The organism is Microvirga sp. VF16 (genome assembly GCF_016864375.1).
Lineage (GTDB): Bacteria > Pseudomonadota > Alphaproteobacteria > Rhizobiales > Beijerinckiaceae > Microvirga.
Window position 1 is genome coordinate 1,184,348 of record NZ_CP069354.1, and the last position, 20,143, is coordinate 1,204,490.

General features: G+C 64.5%; 16 protein-coding genes and 1 tRNA gene. 9 read left to right on the forward strand and 8 right to left on the reverse strand.

Features of this window, described 5'->3' with window-relative positions:
* Positions 1-115: 115 nt before the first annotated feature.
* Positions 116-1,216, forward strand: a complete 1,101-nt coding sequence (locus tag JO965_RS05550; RefSeq protein ID WP_203442706.1) for a sensor histidine kinase — start codon at positions 116-118, stop codon at positions 1,214-1,216.
* Positions 1,209-1,661, forward strand: a complete 453-nt coding sequence (locus JO965_RS05555; protein ID WP_203442707.1) for a response regulator — start codon at positions 1,209-1,211, stop codon at positions 1,659-1,661. The genes JO965_RS05550 and JO965_RS05555 overlap by 8 nt, the downstream gene beginning before the upstream one ends.
* 10 nt (positions 1,662-1,671) lie before the next feature.
* Here the strand turns inward: JO965_RS05555 and mutS are convergent, their stop codons facing one another.
* Positions 1,672-4,398 (reverse strand): DNA mismatch repair protein MutS, encoded by a 2,727-nt coding sequence (gene mutS, locus JO965_RS05560; protein WP_203442708.1) that lies wholly within the window; start codon positions 4,396-4,398, stop codon positions 1,672-1,674.
* Positions 4,399-4,547: 149 nt separating this feature from the next.
* Here mutS and JO965_RS05565 point away from each other — a divergent pair, with 149 nt between their 5' ends.
* The 3 genes from JO965_RS05565 to hrpB all read left to right on the forward strand — a co-directional run bounded on the left by JO965_RS05565 (position 4,548) and on the right by hrpB (position 10,255).
* Complete coding sequence (locus JO965_RS05565) at positions 4,548-6,839, forward strand: NADP-dependent malic enzyme (RefSeq protein WP_203442709.1); 2,292 nt, start codon at positions 4,548-4,550, stop codon at positions 6,837-6,839.
* A gap of 183 nt (positions 6,840-7,022) precedes the next feature.
* A complete protein-coding gene (locus tag JO965_RS05570; protein ID WP_203442710.1) occupies positions 7,023-7,634 on the forward strand; it encodes an HAD family phosphatase in 612 nt (203 codons plus the stop codon).
* Between the two features lie 155 nt (positions 7,635-7,789).
* Entirely contained in the window at positions 7,790-10,255 is a 2,466-nt protein-coding gene (gene hrpB, locus JO965_RS05575) for an ATP-dependent helicase HrpB (RefSeq protein ID WP_203442711.1), read from the forward strand.
* Positions 10,256-10,283: 28 nt separating this feature from the next.
* Here hrpB and JO965_RS05580 read toward each other — a convergent pair whose 3' ends face one another.
* The 5 genes from JO965_RS05580 to aroA form a co-directional block, all read right to left on the reverse strand.
* Positions 10,284-10,790 carry a GNAT family N-acetyltransferase gene (locus JO965_RS05580; RefSeq protein ID WP_203442712.1) on the reverse strand — a complete coding sequence of 169 codons (507 nt, stop codon included), beginning with the start codon at positions 10,788-10,790 and terminating at the stop codon, positions 10,284-10,286.
* Positions 10,791-10,797: 7 nt separating this feature from the next.
* Positions 10,798-11,175, reverse strand: coding sequence for a methylglyoxal synthase (locus JO965_RS05585; protein ID WP_203442713.1), 378 nt, complete (start codon positions 11,173-11,175; stop codon positions 10,798-10,800).
* A gap of 12 nt (positions 11,176-11,187) precedes the next feature.
* Positions 11,188-11,991, reverse strand: a complete 804-nt coding sequence (locus JO965_RS05590; RefSeq protein WP_203442714.1) for a DUF1194 domain-containing protein — start codon at positions 11,989-11,991, stop codon at positions 11,188-11,190.
* 85 nt (positions 11,992-12,076) lie between these two features.
* On the reverse strand, positions 12,077-12,703 hold the full coding sequence (gene cmk / locus JO965_RS05595; RefSeq protein WP_203442715.1) for a (d)CMP kinase: 627 nt from the start codon (positions 12,701-12,703) through the stop codon (positions 12,077-12,079).
* A gap of 8 nt (positions 12,704-12,711) precedes the next feature.
* Positions 12,712-14,061 (reverse strand): 3-phosphoshikimate 1-carboxyvinyltransferase, encoded by a 1,350-nt coding sequence (gene aroA / locus JO965_RS05600; protein ID WP_203442716.1) that lies wholly within the window; start codon positions 14,059-14,061, stop codon positions 12,712-12,714.
* A 186-nt stretch (positions 14,062-14,247) separates the two neighbouring features.
* On the opposite strand from aroA, the gene JO965_RS05605 reads away from it, so the two are divergent.
* From JO965_RS05605 to JO965_RS05615, 3 genes are all read left to right on the forward strand, one after another.
* Positions 14,248-14,628, forward strand: coding sequence for a TIGR02300 family protein (locus JO965_RS05605; protein WP_203442717.1), 381 nt, complete (start codon positions 14,248-14,250; stop codon positions 14,626-14,628).
* Between the two features lie 80 nt (positions 14,629-14,708).
* Positions 14,709-14,784, forward strand: a tRNA-Ala gene (locus tag JO965_RS05610).
* Positions 14,785-14,977: 193 nt separating this feature from the next.
* The gene (locus JO965_RS05615) at positions 14,978-17,191 is read left to right on the forward strand and encodes a malate synthase G (RefSeq protein ID WP_203442718.1); all 2,214 of its coding nucleotides are present in this window, start codon (positions 14,978-14,980) and stop codon (positions 17,189-17,191) included.
* Between the two features lie 39 nt (positions 17,192-17,230).
* On the opposite strand, the gene JO965_RS05620 is transcribed toward JO965_RS05615, so the two are convergent.
* On the reverse strand, positions 17,231-18,265 hold the full coding sequence (locus JO965_RS05620) for a biotin-dependent carboxyltransferase family protein (RefSeq protein WP_203442719.1): 1,035 nt from the start codon (positions 18,263-18,265) through the stop codon (positions 17,231-17,233).
* Complete coding sequence (gene pxpB / locus JO965_RS05625; protein ID WP_203442720.1) at positions 18,262-18,981, reverse strand: 5-oxoprolinase subunit PxpB; 720 nt, start codon at positions 18,979-18,981, stop codon at positions 18,262-18,264. Before pxpB ends, JO965_RS05620 begins: the two co-directional genes overlap by 4 nt.
* A gap of 225 nt (positions 18,982-19,206) precedes the next feature.
* On the opposite strand from pxpB, the gene JO965_RS05630 reads away from it, so the two are divergent.
* Positions 19,207-19,992, forward strand: coding sequence for a 3-hydroxybutyrate dehydrogenase (locus tag JO965_RS05630; protein WP_203444076.1), 786 nt, complete (start codon positions 19,207-19,209; stop codon positions 19,990-19,992).
* Positions 19,993-20,143: the final 151 nt, after the last annotated feature.

Below are 20,143 nucleotides of genomic sequence, written 5' to 3' on the forward strand. Positions count from 1 at the left end.
CGCAGGCGCAAGGGTTCTATATCGACGGGGCAGGTCCTGACATGGGGCGAATTCTCTTCTCAAGCGAGCAATCATCGTGGGTCCATGAGATCTCAAGTGGCGCCTTGAGATCGTAATGTTGGCCGAAACCCGCCTCTCTCCTTCAGAGCGAATGGCAGACCTCGCGGAGGCCCCTTTCAGGACAGCCTTCCAGTCCCTGCGCATCCCCGTCCTGATGGTCGACCCACATCAGGTGCACGCTCCTGTCATTTTCGCCAATGAGGCTTCCCTCGATCTGACTGGGTATCCCCCTGACGAGGTGTTGGGCCGGGGCTGGCATTTCCTTCACAAGCTAGGTGCGGGTTCGGCCTCTCTGGATGCCATCAATGTCGCCATGCACGCTGGAGAGGCTTTCGAGACCGAGTTTCTCGGTTGCCGGAAAGACGGTTCCTCTTTCCGGTGTTCTCTCTCCATGTCACCCGTCCATGACGAAGCCGGTCACTTTCGGTGGGTCACCCTGGTGCTGACCAATGTCAGAGCAGAGAAAACCGCCGAGCAGGACCGCATCGAGATCGAGGAAGAAGTCGGGCGCCGGACCAGGGATCTTCAAACCGCCCTCGACCTGAAGACGGCGCTTCTCCATGAGGTCGAACACCGGGTCAAGAACAGCCTCCAGATGACAACCTCCCTGGTTCTGCTCAAGGCCCGCCGTCTGCAGAATCCGGAGGCGCGCAAGGTCCTGCAGGAGGTTGCTGAGCGGGTCAGCGCGCTCTCGGCTGCGCACCGGCTCCTCTCTACGGCCGGTGATGTGAGTCGGTTCAACCTGAAGGAGTTCACCACAGAACTCGCCGGCGAGCTGATCACGGCATTGCCGAACGGGCAGATCGATCTCACCCTCCATCTCCAGCCCCTGTCCGTCCCAGCCTCCAAGGCTGCGGCTCTCGCACTTCTGCTCAACGAGGTCATCGGGAATGCCGTTAAGCATGCTTTCCCCAAGGGGCGCCGGGGACGATTGACAATCGAGCTCGGACGGGCCGAGAACGGCGTGATGATCGCCGTCGAGGATGATGGCGTGGGCCTCGATCATTCTCCCTCGCCTGAGGGCAGTTTTGGAAAAACGCTGATCACGATGTTGGTCCATCAGTTGAAGGGGCGGTTGACTTGGCACGATAGGGAGCCAGGTACACGCGCGGAGATCGTGATGCCCATCGAGGCGAAGGAGACGCAGGTTGAGTAGCGAGAAGCCGTTGCGCATCCTCATCGTCGAGGATGAAATCCTGATCGCGCTCGAGCTCGAAAGCCTGCTGCAGGATCTGGGTCATGAGGTTGTCGGGATGGCAACCTCGTCCGAGGAGGCTCTCTCCCTCGGCCAGGATATCAAACCCGATCTCGCCTTCGTCGATGTGCACCTTGCCGACGGGCCGACCGGAGTCGACGTGGCGCGCATCCTCGCGGCCCAGCATCAGGTCACCGTGCTGTTCATGACGGCAAACGCCAAACGGATCCCGGAAGATTTCGCAGGAGCCTGGGGTGTCATCGCAAAGCCTTACACGGAGCGCGGCGTTCGCGAAGCCTTGAGCTATCTCATGGCTGGTCAGCCCCGCGAGCCTGAGGATGCCCGGACGGTCACATTCGTCCCATTCGACATAGCCTCCCGCGAGCGCAGCTCCCAGATCTCCTGACCGCTTCCTGCTATTTCTGCGCCTTCAGCCGGTAGAGCGCATCGAGCGCCTCCCGCGGCGTCATCGCGTCGGGATCCATGGCGTCGAGCGCTTCCCGCAAGGCGTCACGCTTCGGAGCCGGTGCGGGCTCGGCACGAACGGGCACGGCAAAGAGCGGGAGATCGTCGACGAGCGCGCGCTTAGGCGCCTCGCGATCCGACTTCTCCAGTTCGCTCAGGATGGTTTTCGCCCGCTCGACCACGGGAGCCGGCAGACCGGCAAGGCGCGCTACCTGCAGGCCGTAGGAACGGTCGGCGGCACCGGGGACGACCTCGTGCAGGAACACCACCTCGCCGTTCCATTCGGTAACCTTCAAGGTCGCGTTGGAAATCCGCTTCATCCGCTCGGCGAGCGCCGTCAGTTCATGAAAATGCGTGGCGAACAGAGCCCGGCAGCAATTGGCTTCGTGCAGATGCTCGATGGCCGCCCAGGCGATGGAGAGACCGTCGAAGGTCGCGGTGCCACGGCCGATCTCGTCGAGGATGACCAGCGAGCGGGCAGTCGCCTGATTGAGGATCGCGGCGGTTTCCACCATCTCGACCATGAAGGTCGAGCGGCCGCGCGCCAGATCGTCGGCGGCGCCGACGCGCGAGAAGAGCCGATCGACGATGCCGATATGGGCCTCTTTCGCCGGAACGTAGGAGCCCATCTGGGCCAGCACCACGATCAGCGCGTTCTGACGCAGATAGGTGGATTTACCGCCCATGTTCGGGCCGGTGATCAGCAGGATGTGGCCCGCATCTTTTCCTGAGAGATCCGAATCATTGGCGATGAAGGGAATGCCCTCGCGCTTGAGCGCCGCCTCGACCACCGGATGGCGACCGCCCTTGATGGTAAAGGCGAGATTGGTGTCGACGACAGGCCGCGTCCAGTCGAGACGCATGGCGAGATCGGCGAGAGACGCGGTCACGTCGATGACCGCGATGGCTTCGGCGGCAGCGGCGATGTCGCTGGCGAGATCGAGCAGCGCCTGCACCATCTCGTCGAACAACGCGAGTTCGATCTTCAGCGCCCGGTCGGCCGCGGAGGCGATCTTCGATTCGAGCTCGCCGAGTTCCATGGTCGAAAAGCGCATGGCGCCCGCCATAGTCTGGCGATGGACGAAGGTGTCTTTCCAGGGCTCCTTCAAGAGGTCCTCGCCCACATTCTGCGGGACCTCCACGAAGTAGCCGATCATGTGGTTGTGCTTCACGCGCAAGGTGCGGCAGCCGGTCTCGGTGGCATAGCGCGCCTGGAGCGCCGCGATGAAGCGGCGCGAGTCCTGCTGGAGCCCGCGCAGCTCGTCGAGATTGGAATCGAAGCCCGCGCGGATGAAGCCGCCATCGCGCTTGAGCAGCGGCAACTCGTCGGCCAGGGCGGCCGCCAGCCGGTCCGCCACATCCGTGCGCAGGCCCTGGAGCACCTGCGCGGCCTCAAACAGCTCCTTCGGCAGATCGGGAGCGATTGCGAGCTCGAGCCCGAGTTCGCGGGCGGCGAAAAGGCCGTCACGCACGCAGGCCAGGTCCCGCGGTCCGCCACGTCCGAGGCTGAGACGCGACAGCGCCCGCGCCAGATCGGGCGAGCGCTTGAGGATGCGCCGCAGGCGGTCGCGCAGGTCGTTGTTCTCGACGAGCGTCGTGACGGAATCCTGCCGGTCGCGGATCTGGTCCGGATGGGTGAGGGGACCGGCGAGCCGCTCGGCGAGGAGCCGTGCGCCGCCCGGCGTCACCGTGCAGTCGATGGTGGCGAGAAGGCTCCCCGCCCGCTCGCCGGACAGGGTGCGGGTCAGTTCGAGATTGGCACGGGTCGCCGCATCGATGGCGAGTGCCGCGGCGGAGGTGTCGCGGGAGGGCGGGTTGAGCGTGGGACGGCTGTCGATCTGCGTCTTCTCGATGTAGAAGAGCGCGCTGCCCGCCGCCGTGATCTCGGCTGGGCTAAAGGCGCCAAAGGCATCGAGCGTCGCGACCCCGAAATAATCCTTCAATCGCCGCTCGGCGGAAGCCGGGTCGAGCCCCTCGCGGGAGAGCGGCGTGATGGAGGCGCGGGTCTCCTGCCAGAAGCCCCGGAGGTCCGGATCGTCATGGATCACGTCCGGCACCAGGATCTCGCGCGGCTCGAAGCGGGCGATCTCGGCGGAGAGACCGGTGCCGTCCGTCTCGCTCAGCACGAAATGCCCTGTGGATATGTCGACGGCGGCAAGGCCATAGGACCAATGCGTGTCGGAGGCGCGGCGGCGGGCGATGGCGAGAAGGTAATTGGCCCAGCCGGGTTCCAGCAGGCGCTCCTCGGTGATCGTGCCGGGAGTGACAAGACGGACCACGTCGCGGCGCACGACGGATTTGGAACCGCGCTTCTTGGCCTCCGCCGGGTCCTCGGTCTGCTCGCAGACGGCGACCCGATGGCCGAGACCGATAAGGCGCTGGAGGTAATCGTCCGCCCGCTCCACGGGCACGCCGCACATGGGGATGTCCTGCCCCTGGTGCTTGCCGCGCTTGGTCAGCACGATGCCGAGCGCCTGGCTCGCGATCTCCGCGTCCTCGAAGAACAATTCGTAGAAGTCGCCCATCCGGTAGAACAGCAGGCTGTCCGGATTGGCGGCCTTGATCTCGATATACTGCGCCATCATGGGCGTGACGCGGCTGTCCTGCGGAGGCGTGGGTGCAGGAGCGGGGCTCGGATCGATGGTCTCGGGAGATTTATAGACAGCTTGGGACGACATCCATCCTGTGTAGCAAAGCCTCGAGACCCTTTCATCCGTGTCATAGGGTCCGAAGGAAGAATGTGGACAAGTCTTGAGGAGGGCGCCACCTATGCCTTAAGGTCGCATCCCCCTTTGGAAACGCTCCGCATCAAAAGAAACCATATCTCATGACCGACGATCAGCGCCCGATCCGCCGCAAACGCCCCACCTTCACCGATCAGGAGGCGCTGCAGTTCCACGCGCAAGGGAGGCCCGGTAAGCTCGAAGTCGTGCCGACCAAGCCCATGGCGACCCAGCGCGACCTGTCGCTGGCCTATTCGCCGGGTGTCGCGGTACCGGTTCTGGCCATCGCAGAAAATCCGTCCTGCGCCTTCGACTACACCACCCGCTCCAACATGGTGGCGGTGATCTCGAACGGGACCGCGATCCTCGGCCTCGGCAATCTCGGCGCTCTTGCTTCGAAGCCGGTGATGGAGGGCAAGTCCGTTCTCTTCAAGCGCTTCGCGGACGTGGATTCCATCGACCTCGAGGTCGACACGGAGGATGCGGACGCCTTCATCAATTGCGTTCGCTATCTCGGGCCGTCCTTCGGCGGTATCAACCTCGAGGACATCAAGGCGCCGGAATGCTTCATCATCGAGGAGCGGTTGCGCGAATTGATGGACATTCCTGTCTTTCATGACGATCAGCACGGCACGGCAATCATCGCGGCGGCGGGCCTCATCAACGCGCTGCACCTGACCGGTCGCGACATGGCGAAGACCAGGCTGGTGGTGAACGGCGCGGGCGCCGCCGGCATCGCCTGCACCGAGCTTCTGAAAGCCATGGGCTTTGCGCCCAACAATGTTATTCTCTGCGATACCAAGGGTGTGATCTACCAGGGCCGCACCGAGGGCATGAACCAGTGGAAATCGGCCCATGCCGCCGATACCAGTGCCCGCACGCTGGCGGATGCGCTCAACGGCGCCGATGCGGTGTTCGGCCTCTCGGCGAAGGGCGCTTTCACGGACGAGATGATCCGCTCGATGGCACCGAATCCGATCATCTTTGCCATGGCCAATCCCGACCCGGAAATCACGCCGGAGGAAGTGGCCCGTATCCGTGACGACGTGATCATCGCCACCGGGCGCTCCGATTATCCGAACCAGGTCAATAACGTTCTCGGCTTCCCTTACATCTTCCGCGGCGCGCTCGACGTTCAGGCAACGACGATCAACATGGAAATGAAGATCGCGGCCGCCCAGGCGCTGGCGGAACTCGCCCGCGAGGATGTTCCCGATGAAGTGGCGGCGGCCTATCAGGGCTCGCGGCCCCGCTTCGGGCGCGAATACATCATTCCCGTTCCCTTCGATCCGCGCCTGATCCATACGATTCCGATGGCGGTGGCAAAGGCTGCCATGGATACGGGCGTCGCGCGCCGTCCCATCGTCGACATGCGCTCCTACAAGGCACAACTCTCCGCCCGGCGCGACCCGGTGGCCGGCACGCTCAACCGCATCTTCGAACGCGTGCGCAAGTTCCCGAAGCGCGTCGTGTTCGCAGAAGGTGAGGAGGAGCAGGTGATCCGCGCCGCCCTGTCCTTCGTCAACCAGGGACTCGGCAAGGCCATTCTCGTCGGTCGCGAGGATCGCATTCAGGAAACGGCCACTCATGCCGGCATCGAACTCGAAGGCCGCGAGGGCATCGAGATCCACAATGCGCGCCTGTCGCACCGCAATGCGACCTACGCACAGTTCCTTTATGAGCGCCTGCAGCGCAAGGGTTACCTGTTCCGCGACTGCCAGCGCATGATTAACCAGGACCGCAACCACTTTGCCGCCTCCATGGTGGCTCTAGGTGATGCCGATGCCATGGTGACAGGCGCGACGCGTAACTATTCGACGGCCTTGACCGACGTGCGCCACGTGATCGACGCCAAGCCCGGACATCGGGTCATCGGCGTGTCGCTCTGCCTTGCGCGCGGCCGCACGGTTCTCGTGGCGGATACGGCTATTCACGAGATGCCGAGCGCACAGGAACTCGCCGAGATCGCTATAGAGGCTGCCGGTGTCGCACGCCGTCTCGGCTATGAGCCGCGCGTGGCGCTTCTTTCGTTCTCGACCTTCGGACATCCGAAAGCGGAGCGCGCCGAGAAGATCCAGGAGGCTGTGCAGATTCTCGACGATATGCGCGTCGATTTCGAATATGACGGCGAGATGTCCGCCGATGTGGCGCTCAACCGGGACGCCATGGCGCAGTATCCGTTCAGCCGCCTCAGGGAGCCGGCGAACGTGCTCGTCATGCCTGCGTTCCACTCGGCCTCCATCTCGACCAAGATGCTGCAGGAACTCGGCGGCGCGATGGTGCTGGGCCCGCTCGTGGTGGGGCTCGACAAGCCAATCCAGATCGTCTCCCTCGGCGCGACCGACAGCGACATCGTCAACATGGCAGCACTCGCAGCCTACAACATCGGCGGATAAGCCTAATGATCGGCTCCCTCGATAACGAGGGAGCCGGCTCCGGCCAAGCTTCAGCCTCGGTTCAGATCTACGTCTGTCCAGTCGCTCGGATTTCGGAGGCAGCCCGTTAATCCTTAAGAGTGGCGCGGGTGCCTCCGGACGGCTAAACATCGTCGACGAGAGTCGAAGGAAAGCAACTTGACCATGGGGCAGCCTAAAACCGTCGTGTTCGATATCGGCAACGTTCTGCTGCGATGGGACCCGCGCAATCTCTATCGCCGCATCTTCGACGACGAGGAGCAGATGGAGTGGTTCCTCGCCAATGTCTGCACCCATGATTGGAACCTGGAGCAGGATCGAGGGCGCGACTGGGACGAAGCAGTAGCCCTGCTCGTCAAGGATCACCCGACGCACGAGCCGCACATCCGCGCCTTTCACGAGCGCTGGGACGAAACGGTCTCCGGTGTGTTCGAGGATCATGTGGCCCTGCTGCAGCGCCTGCGTGAGGCGGGCGTGCCGAATTACTGCATCACCAATTTCTCTGGCCCGAAACTCGTTCTGTCGCAGCAGCGTTTTCCGTTCTTGGCCGGCTTCGACGGCATCATCGTGTCCGGCGACGAGCGCCTGCTCAAGCCCGATCCGGCGATCTACCACCTCCTGCTCGACCGCTATGGGCTGAAGGCGGAGGACTGCGTGTTCATCGACGATTCCAAGGCCAACGTGGAGGCGGCCCGTGCCGTCGGCATGCACGCGGTCCATTGCGCCGAGCCGATCGATTTGGCGGCGGAACTGCGCGAGTATGGCTTTCCGGTTTAGTGCCATCCCCGGCGGCCACAGGCCGGGAAGGGGATCCACTCTCACATTGCGGGTGACAATGGATTCCCTTCCCCACCGCTGCGCTCCGGCCGGGAATGACAATGTGGAAAGCGCAGTGCACTTGCTCTCTCCGCCTGCTTGAGCCATCAGGCGGCATGCGGGTTTTCGACACCTCTCTTCCCATCGACGCCGTCCTTGACGATCTGACGGCGAGCCTTCGCGTGCGCTCCAACGCCGTGCTGGTTGCCCCTCCGGGTGCGGGCAAGACCACGCGTGTGCCGTTGGTGCTGCTCGACGAGCCCTGGGTCAATGGCGGAAAGATCATTGTGCTGGAACCACGGCGTCTGGCGGCGCGGGCGGCGGCGGCGCGCATGGCGCAGACGCTGGGCGAGGCGGTAGGAGACACCGTGGGCCTGCGTGTCCGCCTAGGCTCGAAGATCAGCCGCAAGACGCGGATCGAGGTGGTGACCGAGGGCGTCTTCGCGCGCATGATCCTGGACGATCCGTCGCTCGACGGTGTCGCGGCCGTTCTCTTCGACGAGTTTCACGAACGCTCCCTCGATGCGGATCTCGGCCTCGCCCTGGCGCTCGATGCACAGGCGGGACTGCGGGAGGATCTGCGCCTCCTCGTCATGTCCGCGACGCTCGATGGCGCACGCGTCGCCAAGCTGTTGAGCGAAGCACCGGTCATCGAATCCGAGGGCCGCGCCTATCCGGTCGAGACCCGCTATCTCGGGCGCGACCCCAACAGGCGCATCGAGGAACAGGTGGCGGATGCGGTTACGCGCGGCTTGAGGGCGGAAAGCGGCTCCATTCTCGTCTTCCTTCCGGGACAGGGTGAAATCCGCCGGGTCGAGACGATGCTACGCGAGCGCGTCAGCGATCCTGCAGTCGATATCGCGCCGCTCTATGGTGCGCTGGAGCGGGGCGAACAGGATCTCGCGGTGAGTCCTGCGAAACCCGGACGTCGCAAGGTGGTGCTCGCCACCTCCATCGCCGAAACCTCGCTCACCATCGAGGGCGTGCGCGTCGTCATCGATTCAGGGCTTTCCCGTGTGCCTGTCTATGAGCCGAATATCGGTCTCACGCGTCTCGAAACGGTGCGGGTCTCCCGCGCCGCTGCCGATCAGCGCCGGGGCCGTGCAGGCAGAACGGAGCCGGGCGTGTGCTATCGCCTCTGGGAAGAGGCCGCAACCGGCGCGCTCGAACCCTTCGCCCGCCCTGAAATTCTCTCGGCCGATCTCGCGCCCCTGCTGCTCGATTGCGCCGCCTGGGGCGTTACCGATCCGGCCTCGCTCGCCTTCCTCGATCCGCCGCCTGCACCGGCCCTGAAGGAGGCGCGGGCGCTGTTGCAGCAGCTCGGCGCCCTCGATGGCGAGGGACGCATCACGGATGTGGGCCGCCGCCTGCGCGATCTCCCCCTCCCGCCGCGTCTCGCGCGGATAGTGATGGTTGCGGGAGAGAGCGGACAGGCGCGCGATGCGGCGGACCTTGCGGCTGTTCTCGTCGAGCGCGGTCTGGGCGGCGACGCGGTCGATCTCGCCGAGCGCGTCGAGCGCTTCCGCCGTGATCGGTCTGGCCGGGCGCAGGATATGCGGCGCATGGCGGAAGGATGGGCCAAGGGCGGTGCCCGCGCATCCACCAGCGAGCCATATTCCATCGGCGCGCTGCTGACGCTGGCCTACCCCGACAGGCTCGCCAAGGCGCGCGGCAAGACAGGCGAATATCTCATGGCCAATGGGCGCGGCGCCGTGCTCGAAGCGCATGAAAGGCTGGCGAAGGAGCCTTATCTCGCCATCGCCGAGATCGCGGGCGGTGCCGCCTCGGCACGGATTCTGGCTGCGGCCTCCATATCGCCGGATGAGATCGAAGGCCTGTTCGGTGAGACAATCGAGCAGCGCGACGAGATTGCCTTCGACCGTCAGGCAAAGGCGCTGCGCGCGCGTGGCGTGCGCCGCCTCGGCGCTTTGCTCCTGAACGAGCGTCCCTTGAAAGTCCCGGCCACTGAAGAGGCGGCACGGGCACTTGCCGAAGGTCTTGTGTCATTGGGGCTCGATGCCTTGCCGTGGTCGAAGGCGCTGGCGCAATGGCGCGAGCGTGTGATGTTTCTTCGCAAAGCCGAGGGCGATGAATGGCCGGACCTGTCCGACGAGGCGTTGAGCCGGACGGCGGAAGAATGGCTCGCGCCACATCTCGTCGGCAGGAGCGGCCTCAACGACATCGGAGCTGACCTCCTGAGCGAGGCGCTGCGCAGCCTTCTGCCCTGGAACCTGCAGCGCCGTCTCGATGCCGAGGCGCCGACCCATATCGAGGTACCGACGGGCTCTCAGATCCCGATCGATTACGGAGCGGAGGAGGGACCTGTCCTGGCTGTGCGGGTGCAGGAACTGTTCGGTCTCGACAGGCATCCCACCATCGCGGCCGGGCGTGTGCCGCTCATCCTGCATCTGCTCTCGCCGGCGCAGCGTCCGATCCAGATCACCCGCGACCTGCCGGGCTTCTGGCGCGGTTCCTGGGCGGCGGTGCGGGCCGACATGCGGGGGCAGTATCCGAAACATCCCTGGCCGGAGGATCCGCTCACCGCGCCGCCGACACGGCGCGCCAAGCCGCGCGGGACATAGGCTCAAGCCGTGCGGATGATACGATGCTCTATGCCGGCCCGGCAGTATCGAATCCGGCATGGTACGCCACCTCGCCCTCGGGCTCGCTACCGGTGAAACTCAGCCGCTGGAAGTATTCAGGCGGCACCTCACCGTAGCGCAGCTTGGGATCACTGACGAAGCCGAAGCGTCGATAATAGGCAGGGTCGCCCAGTAGCACGCAGCCTTCCGCACCCAGGGCCTTGAGGCGCTCCAGCCCCTCTCGAATAAGTGTCTGGCCGATCCCGCGTCGCTGTTCCGCAGGCTCGACCGAAACGGGTCCCAACCCGAACCAGCGACCTGCCTCACCATTGATCGTTACAGGCGAGAATGCCACGTGGCCGACGATCCGGCCCTGCGTCTCGGCGACGAGGGAGAGCGTCAATGCGCCCGCATCCCGCAACGCATCGACGATGGCAGCCTCGGTGCCGCTGCTGTGGGGCGCGCCCTCGAACGCTGCTGCAGTGAGCGCTCGGATCGCGGGAGCATCCTCGGCCATCTCGGGACGGACGATCATGGGAAGCCTAATCCCTGAACGACTCGATCAGCCGTTCGGCCGTCGCGGGATTGAGCGCCATCGGGATGTTGTAGACGAGGGCGAGGCGCATCAAGGCCTTCACGTCCACGTCATGCGGATGAGGCGAGAGCGGATCGACGAAGAAGAAGAGCGCGTCGATCTTTCCTTCCGCGATCATCGCGCCGATCTGCTGATCGCCGCCGAGCGGGCCGCTTTTCAACCGTGTGACCGACAGGGACGGGCAGCGCTCCATCACGCGCCCGCCGGTCGTGCCAGTGGCGAAGAGAGCGAAAGGGCGGAGGTCGTTTTCATACTTGGCCACGAACTCGGCCATGTCGTCCTTCTTGGCGTCGTGGGCCACGAGCGCCAACGTCATTTGCTTCATGGGAGAGACAGCTCAATTGCTCCAGCGATCACGCCACTGCATCTCGCCGGCCATGCAGTTGGTGCGCGGAGTGGTCTGAATGCGGTTGAACAGGGACTCTTGAGGCATCAGGTTGGCGACTTCGAGCAGGATCTTGGTCTTGATCGCCTCGATGAACTGGTCGCGTTCGCGGACCGGTACCGTGAACGCGCCCTGGCCGCCGATGACGCAATCCTTGTAATAGATGTCGAGGTCCGGGATGTCGAGATAGCCGGGCTGGCGCAGCATGATCGGCAGACCGTTGATCGTGATGCCCTTGGCGAGCGCTGCATCGCGGGCTTCGATCACGAGCCGTCCCTGGTTGTTGGGGCCGTCGCCCGAGACGTCGATGACCCGCCTCGTCGGACTGACGCTGCTTTCATCGAGGAGCTTTACGCTGAAATCGATGGCGCTGGAAATCGAGGTTCGCTGCGCACGGCGTAAAGGGGTTGAGGCGATCTTGTCCGCGAAGGCCATCAGGCTCTCAGAATTGTCGAGAACGGTCCAGGGAACGATCACCTTCTGGTCCGGTGAGCCGGCCCATTCCATGTAGGTCACGGCAATCTTGCCCAGCATCCCGCCGCGGATGGCGTCGTGGACGAGCTTGGAGCGGAAGGCCTGGGCGAAGCCCTCCCGCTGCAGGGCCTGCTCGTCCGTGTCCATGGAGAAGGAGATATCGACGGCGACGACAAGGGCGAGGTCGACCTCCGTCTCGCTCTGGGCCTGGGCCGGCAGGGCCAGAATCCCCCAGAGACAAGCCAGCACTGCGGCAAGGCGGGTGAAGCCGGAACGAACCATCGGTATCTCCTTTTCGGGAGCCGGATTGGTTTTTTAAGTGTGCCAGCTTCTGAAACTAAGGCAAGGCCACGCCAAGACCAGGGCCCTACGGGCGCTTGCGCTCCACGAGATCGAGCGCCGCCAGGAAGGCGCCGTCGGCGTCCAGATGCGTCGTATCGAGGGTCATGGCATCGGCCGCAGCCTTGAGCGGGGCCGTGCTGCGGTTCATGTCGCGCTCGTCGCGGCGGCGGATATCCACAAGGATGGTCTCGTATTCCGCCTGCTCGCCCCGGCTCAGCAGCTCCCGGTGGCGCCGCCGCGCCCGCTCCTCGGGGGCGGCGGTGATGAAGAGCTTCACCTCCGCATCGGGGCAGACCACCGTTCCGATATCCCGCCCGTCGAGCACGGCGCCCGGCTCCTGGGCCCCGAACTGGCGCTGGAAGGCGAGAAGGGCATCGCGGACAGGCTGATAGGCGGACACGACCGAGGCGGCCTCACCCATGGCGGCGCCGCGCAGGCGGGAATCGTCCTCCAGGTGGGAAACGTCCAGGTTCTGCGCCACTTCCGCCGCGGCGTCTCGGTCGGTGAGCGGAATGTCCCGATCCATGAGCACGCGGGCGACCGCCCGGTAGAGCAAGCCGGTATCGAGATGGGCGAAGCCGTAATGGTCGGCGAGGCGCTTGCCCAGGGTACCCTTGCCCGAGGCGGCGGGGCCGTCGATGGCGATGATCATGGGGCGGCTCAGTCCTGGATCGCGGCGCCAAGCTCGCGCATGAGCGGGATGAAGGAGGGGAAGCTTGTCGCGATCATGGCGCCATCATCGACCGTCATCGGCTCATCTGTTGCCAGGCCCATGACCAGGAACGACATGGCGATGCGATGGTCGAGGTGGGTCGCCACCGGATTGCCGCCGCCGCGAACCTTGCCGCTCGAGCCGTGAACGAGGAGGTCGTCGCCCTGGATCTCGTGCTCGACGCCGGCCTCCGCGAGACCAGCCGCGACAGCGGCGAGGCGGTCGGATTCCTTCACGCGCAGCTCGTGGAGCCCCTGCATCCGGGTCGTGCCTTCGGCGAAGGAGGCCGCGACGGCCAGGATCGGGTACTCGTCGATCATGGCCGGGGCCCGGGCGTGCGGAACCGTGACACCGGTTAGCTTGCTGTGGCGGACGCGCAGGTCGGCGACCGTCTCGCCGCCCTCGTCGCGCTCGTTCAGACGCTCGATGGAGGCGCCCATCTCGATCAGCGTCGTAATGAGGCCCGTCCTCAGCGGATTCATCATCACACCTTCCAGCACCACGTCGGAACCAGGGGTGATCAGGGCCGCCACCAGGGGGAAGGCGGCCGAGGAGGGATCGGTCGGCACGACGATATCGGTGCCGCGCAACTCCGGCTGTCCCTGAAGCGTGATGGCACGTCCATCGGCGCCGTGGGGCGCAATCTCGACGCTCGCTCCGAAATGGCGCAGCATCCTTTCCGTGTGGTCGCGGGTCGCCTCGTGCTCGATCACGGTGGTTTTGCCGGGGGAGTTGAGGCCGGCGAGCAGGATCGCCGACTTGATCTGGGCCGAGGCCGCCGGGGTCTCGTAGGTGATCGGGATCGTCTCCTTCGGGCCACGCAGGGTCAGCGGAACCCGTCCGCCCTCGGCCTCACTGACGACGCTTACGCCCATCTTCGTCAACGGATCGAGAATCCGGCGCATGGGACGCTTGCGCAGCGAAGCGTCGCCGTCGAAGGTCGAGGTGATCGGGTGGCTTCCGGCTACGCCCATCATGAGGCGAGAGCCGGTGCCCGCATTGCCGAAATCAAGAATGTCCTTGGGTTCTGTCAGGCCGCCGATGCCGGCTCCGACGATTCGCCACCGGCCGGGTGCCTCGCGGGTGATGGTGGCGCCGAGGGCCCGGCAGGCCTCGGCGGTGCGCAGCACGTCGTCCCCCTCCAACAGCCCCTCGACCCGGGTCTCGCCGATGGAGAGCAGCCCGAAGATCATGGAGCGGTGGGAAATCGACTTGTCGCCGGGGACGCGGATGCGCCCCTTCAGGGGCGTTCCAGGCCTGCTGGCGACCGGGGAGGGCGTTCCGTGCGCGTGCGACATTGTCGGTTCCTTGCTCGGGTTCCTTGAGACTTCTTATCCGGGCGGGCTCCTAACACGGGGTTTTGCCGCCGTCACGCGCAAGCTGGCTCAGGGCTCCGACGCCTCTTGCAATTTCCTATTTGACAAGCCATTCCCTCACGACTAACGGAGCGTTCCCAACCATTCACTTCCTAAAGGCAATCACCCGTGGCCAAACCGGAACTCGGCTTGAAGCGCCAGTGCATGAGCTGCGGCGCAAAATTCTACGATCTCAACAAGGACCCGGCGGTCTGCCCGAAATGCGGCACCGTCTTCCAGGCCGTGGCCCTGAGCCGCGTCGCCGCGCCCGTGGTGGCCCGCGCCGCCGCCGATGACGATGAGACCGAACTCGAATCGACCGGTCCGGAGATGGTCTCCCTCGACGAGGTCGAGGCCGGTGAGAACGAAAAGGACATCCCGGTCGATGACGATATCGACGTGGGTGACGATGTTGCCGACGATGACACCTTCCTCGAGGACGAGGAGGAGGGCGACGACGACGTATCCGACCTGATCGACAGCGATCTGGAAGACGACGAAGAGGCTTGAACCTCAAAGCAGAGGCGACTATAGAAGCGCCTCTGCTTCGACAGAGACCGCCGCGGCACCCCAAAGGCCGCGGATTTCAAGGGGCCATAGCTCAGCTGGGAGAGCGCTTGCATGGCATGCAAGAGGTCGGCGGTTCGATCCCGCCTGGCTCCACCAAATCTTCAAAAACAGCCGCCGCTCAGGCGGCTTTTTTGTTGCAAGATTTCATCCGGGGAGCCGGATCTACTTCCAAAGCATAGGACCACGCCCGATCCTTCGTCCTTTTTTTCATGGAAAGGGCGTCGATCTTCATTTTTAGTCGCAGCGCCTTAAGCTAAGGCTGGTCCTTTAGACACCGAAAGCGGGAACGATGACGCGCGTCCAGACGAACGGCCTCCAGGTTGCACCGGTTCTTCACGATTTCATCGAACGGGAGGCGCTTGCCGGCACGGGCCTGTCGAGTGCTGTTTTCTGGAGCGGCCTGGCCGGTCTCGTCAAAGAGTTCGCAGCACGCGACCGCGAACTGCTTGCGGTCCGCGACAAGATCCAGACGCAGATCGACGAGTATCACCGCGGTCGCGCCGGCAAGGCCTTCGATCAGGCGGATTACGAGCGCTTCCTGCGCGACATCGGCTATGTGCTGCCCGAGCCGGAGGACTTTTCGGTCCAGACGCTGCATGTGGATGACGAGATCGCCCGCATCGCCGGACCCCAGCTCGTGGTGCCGGTCTCCAACGCCCGCTATGCGCTCAATGCCGCCAATGCCCGCTGGGGCAGCCTCTACGATGCCCTCTATGGCACCGATGCCATCCCGGAGGAGGACGGCGCCACCCGCTCCGGCGGCTACAACAAGGCGCGCGGCGCCAAGGTGGTCGAGCGCGCCCGCGAGGTGCTCGACCGGGCGGCTCCCCTGGCCGGCGGCAGCCACCGGGATGCGGTCGCTTACGCCGATCGGGATGGGGCTCTTCTTGTCACGCTTAAGGACGGCACCGAGACCGGCCTGATCGATCCGACCCAGTTCATCGGCTACCAGGGCGAGGCGGCCAATCCCTCCGCCGTGCTGCTGCGCCACAACAACCTGCACCTGGACATCCGCATCGACCGCGCACACCCGATCGGCGCCGAGGATCCGGCCGGCATCGCCGACGTGGTGCTGGAATCGGCCGTTTCCACCATCATGGACCTGGAGGATTCGGTTGCGGCAGTGGATGCCGAGGACAAGGTCCAGGTCTACCGGACTTGGCTCGGGCTCATGAAGGGCGACCTCATCGAGAGCTTCGAGAAAGGTGGCAAGACCGTCGAGCGCCGTCTCAACCCGGACCGGGTCTACACCATGCCGAACAGCGGCGAGCTGCGGCTGCACGGGCGCAGCCTCATGCTGGTGCGCAATGTCGGCCACCACATGTTCACCGATGCGGTGCTGGACGAGGGCGGCCAGGAGATCCCCGAGACCATTCTCGACGCCGCCGTCACCTCGCTGATCGCCATCCATGACCTGCAGGGCAAGGGCGAGCTGCGCAACAGCCGCGCGGGCTCGGTTTATATCGTGAAGCCCAAGATGCACGGCCCCGACGAGGTGGCCTTCGCCAACGATCTCTTCGGTGCCGTCGAGGACATGCTGGGCCTTGCCCGCAACACGCTCAAGATGGGCATCATGGACGAGGAGCGGCGCACCACCGTCAACCTCAAGGCATGCATCAAGGCGGCATCCGAGCGCATCGTGTTCATCAACACCGGCTTCCTCGACCGCACGGGCGACGAGATCCATACCTCGATGGAAGCCGGCCCGATGATCCGCAAGAACGACATGAAGTCGACCGCCTGGATCAAGGCCTACGAGGACAACAACGTCGACGTGGGTCTCCTCTGCGGCCTGCCCGGCAAGGCGCAGATCGGCAAGGGCATGTGGGCCGCACCCGACAAGATGGCCGACATGCTGGCGCAGAAGATTGGCCATCCGCAGGCCGGCGCCAACACCGCCTGGGTGCCGTCGCCCACCGCGGCGACGCTCCATGCGCTGCATTATCATCAGATCGACGTGCCGGTCCGCCAGGAGGATCTGAAGGCGCGTCCGCGCGCGAAGCTCTCCGACATCCTGACCATTCCGGTGTCGCAGTCGAACTGGGCGCCGGATGCGGTGCAGCAGGAGCTGGACAACAATTGCCAGGGCATTCTGGGCTATGTGGTGCGCTGGATCGATCAGGGCGTCGGTTGCTCCAAGGTGCCGGATATCCACGATGTCGGGCTGATGGAGGACCGCGCGACCTTGCGCATTTCGAGCCAGCATCTCGCCAACTGGCTGCGCCACAGCATCGTCTCGAAGGACCAGGTGATGGAAACCCTGCGCCGCATGGCCGAGGTGGTGGACCGACAGAATACGGGCGATCCGCTCTATCGTCCGATGGCGCCGAAATTCGAGGGCCCGGCCTGGAACGCCGCCTGCGACCTGATCTTCAAGGGCGCGGAGCAGCCGAACGGCTACACCGAATGGATCCTGCACGCGCGCCGTCGCGAGGCGAAGGCCGCAGGGGCCCCCGACCGTGCTGAGGAAAGCGGCGTCAAGACGAAGACGAAAGCGAAATAAATCGGAAAAGGGCGTCGCCGGTGCGACGCCCTTTTCCGTTCACTCGTTCGAATCGGCCACCGTGGGAGTCAGCGCGTTGACCGTGCCGCCGATCAGGTTGCGGCTCAAAAGATGCTCGGTCGTGAGCGCGAAACGAACGGGCGTGAGGCTCGCGGGAAGGGAGGCGGTCCATTCCTTCAACCGGCGTGCGGCGGCCAAGGCCTCACCCCGCTCCACAGCCTTGAAGCGCACGCTCGACCCTGGGCGCATCTGCGCAAAGCGGGCGAGATCGGCGCTGATCACGGTGGCGATCTTCGGATAGCCTCCGGCGGTCTGCCGGTCGCGCATGAGCACGATGGGCTGGCCGCTGCCCGGCACCTGGATATGGCCGTCCACGATGCCGTCCGAGACGATATTGAAGCCCTTGGCATGTTCGAGGCGCGGGCCGGTCAGCTGAAAGCCCATGCGGTCGGCCTGGGGGCTGATGGTGAATTCACTTTCCAGGAACAAACGAATTGTTTCCGGCGGGAAATAATCGTCCTGCGGCCCCAGCATCACGCGGATCGGGCCGCTTTCCTCGATCGGGTCGACGGCCAGCTGCATCGGCTCACGATCCTGAGATTCCGCTCGGCAGGGTAGACGATCTCCTGCCTTCAGTGCCGCTCCCTTCAGGCCGCCGAGGCGGGACCGCAGATGGAACGACAGGCTCCCCAGTTCCGGCTCAACCGCAAAGCCCCCGGACGCCGCAAGATAGGCGAAGGTACCGGTTCGTGGATGCCCGATCTCCAGGCTCTGCCCCTCTGTGAGAAGCACGGAGGTCTGCGGAGTGACAGGCGTTCCATCGATGCTCATCGTGCAGCCTGCACCGGCGACCGCCACATGAAGGTCCCCGCCCTCGCAGGTGAAGGTGCCGCCAAGATTCATGAATTCGATGGCGGCTGTCTCTGGCGGATTGCCGACGAGCGCATTCGCCATCGCCAGTGCGCGGCGGTCCATGGCACCGGAGGGAGAGACGCCGAAGCCCTGGTAGCCGAGACGCCCGCGATCCTGCAGAGAGGTCATGGGACCGCAGGATTTCACCACGAGATCCGTCATGGACGCACCTCCTCGGCCACGGGTTCGCCCGCCAAGGCGGCTTTTTCCAGCGCTTCCCAGCGAGAGGCGTCGACAGGCTCGAAGACGATCTCGTCGCCCGCCGCGAACAGAAAAACTGGATCGCGTTCTGGCGCATAGGGTCGAACGGGCGTCAGGCCGAGATTGTGCCAACCGCTCGGCATGTCCATGGGCGCGATGCCCGCCTGCTCGCCGCCGATCATGATCGTGCCGGCCGGGATCTTGGCGCGGGGATGAAGCCTGCGGGACGTGGCAATCCTCTTGTCGAGGCCGCCGAGATAGGTGAAACCCGGGAGAAAGCCGATCATGTAGATGCGATAGATAGCTGACGAATGGATTTCGATCACCTGGTTCGGCGTCAGGCCGTGAAGGCCCGCCACTTCCTCCAGATCGATGCCGTATTCGCCGCCATAGACCACTGGTACGCGCCAGCGCCGGCCGATCGCCTTGCGGGGCGCGAGATCTCGCGTTTCCTCGTGCAGAAGTTGGGCCAAGGCCTCATAATCGGTCGCCACCGGGTCGAACTGGATGGTGAGGGAGCGATAGGTCGGCACCGTCTCGATCAGACCGACCGGGGCGCGGGCCCGGATGATGTCATCGAGAGCGAGAACCATGCCGTTGATGTCCGGATCGATCGTCTCGCCGAACTCGACGGTTACGGCACTGTCGCCGCAGGGGAGTATTTTCGGTGTCGGCACGATGCCCCCGTCGATGATCTGAAACGGCCAGATCTCCGCATCTCATATTGGGGCTGATCCGGCAACGGGCCTCTGATCCATCGGGCCATGCATCTGAGGCAGGCGAGGGTGGTGTCTGGGGACCAGCTTTCCATGCTCCTATTTGCTAGGCTCACCCCCGCAATGCCCTTCATGCTATCCACCTCTGAGATGACGCCTGGAGCCCAGGCTTTAACGGAGTAGATGATGACTTTGACATCCAAGACAGCCGTCGTGACAGGCTCGACCAGCGGCATCGGCCTTGCCATCGCCCAAGCTCTTGCAAAGGAAGGCGCTAATGTCGTCATCAACGGCTTTGGCGATGCGGGGGAAATCGAGAAGACCCGCGCCGGCATCGAGAGCGAGTTCGGCGTCAAGGCGATCTATTCGCCGGCCGACATGTCGAAGCCGCACGAGATCGAGGAAATGATTCACCTCGCCGAGCGGACATTCGGCAGCGTCGACATCCTCGTCAACAATGCGGGCATCCAGTTCGTCTCGCCGGTGGAGAATTTTCCGGTCGAGAAATGGGACCAGATCATCGCCATCAACCTGTCGTCCGCCTTCCATGCGATCCGCGCTGCGGTGCCGGGCATGAAGGCGCGCAAATGGGGCCGCATCATCAACACGGCCTCGGCCCACTCGCTCGTGGCCTCGCCGTTCAAGTCGGCCTATGTGGCGGCCAAGCACGGTATCGCAGGCCTCACCAAGACGGTGGCGCTTGAAGTGGCCGCTGACGGCATCACGGTCAATTGCATCAGCCCCGGCTATGTCTGGACGCCGCTCGTCGAGAAGCAGATTCCCGACACCATGAAGGCGCGCGGGCTGACCAAGGAGCAGGTCATCAACGATGTGCTTCTGGAAGCGCAGCCTACCAAGCAATTCGTGACCGTCGATCAGGTGGCGGCGCTCGCGGTCTTCCTGTGCTCGGACGCGGCAAGCCAGATCTCGGGTGCAAACCTGTCGATGGATGGCGGCTGGACGGCGAAGTAAATTTTTCGATCGTCATCCCGGACGGCGAAGCCGATCCGGGATCGCTGGACGAACGAGACGTAAGAAACTCAACGTTGTCATTCCCGCGAAGGCGGGAATCCATAATCACGACAGTCAAAGGAAAGACGTAGCGGATACAGCAGCAGGAATT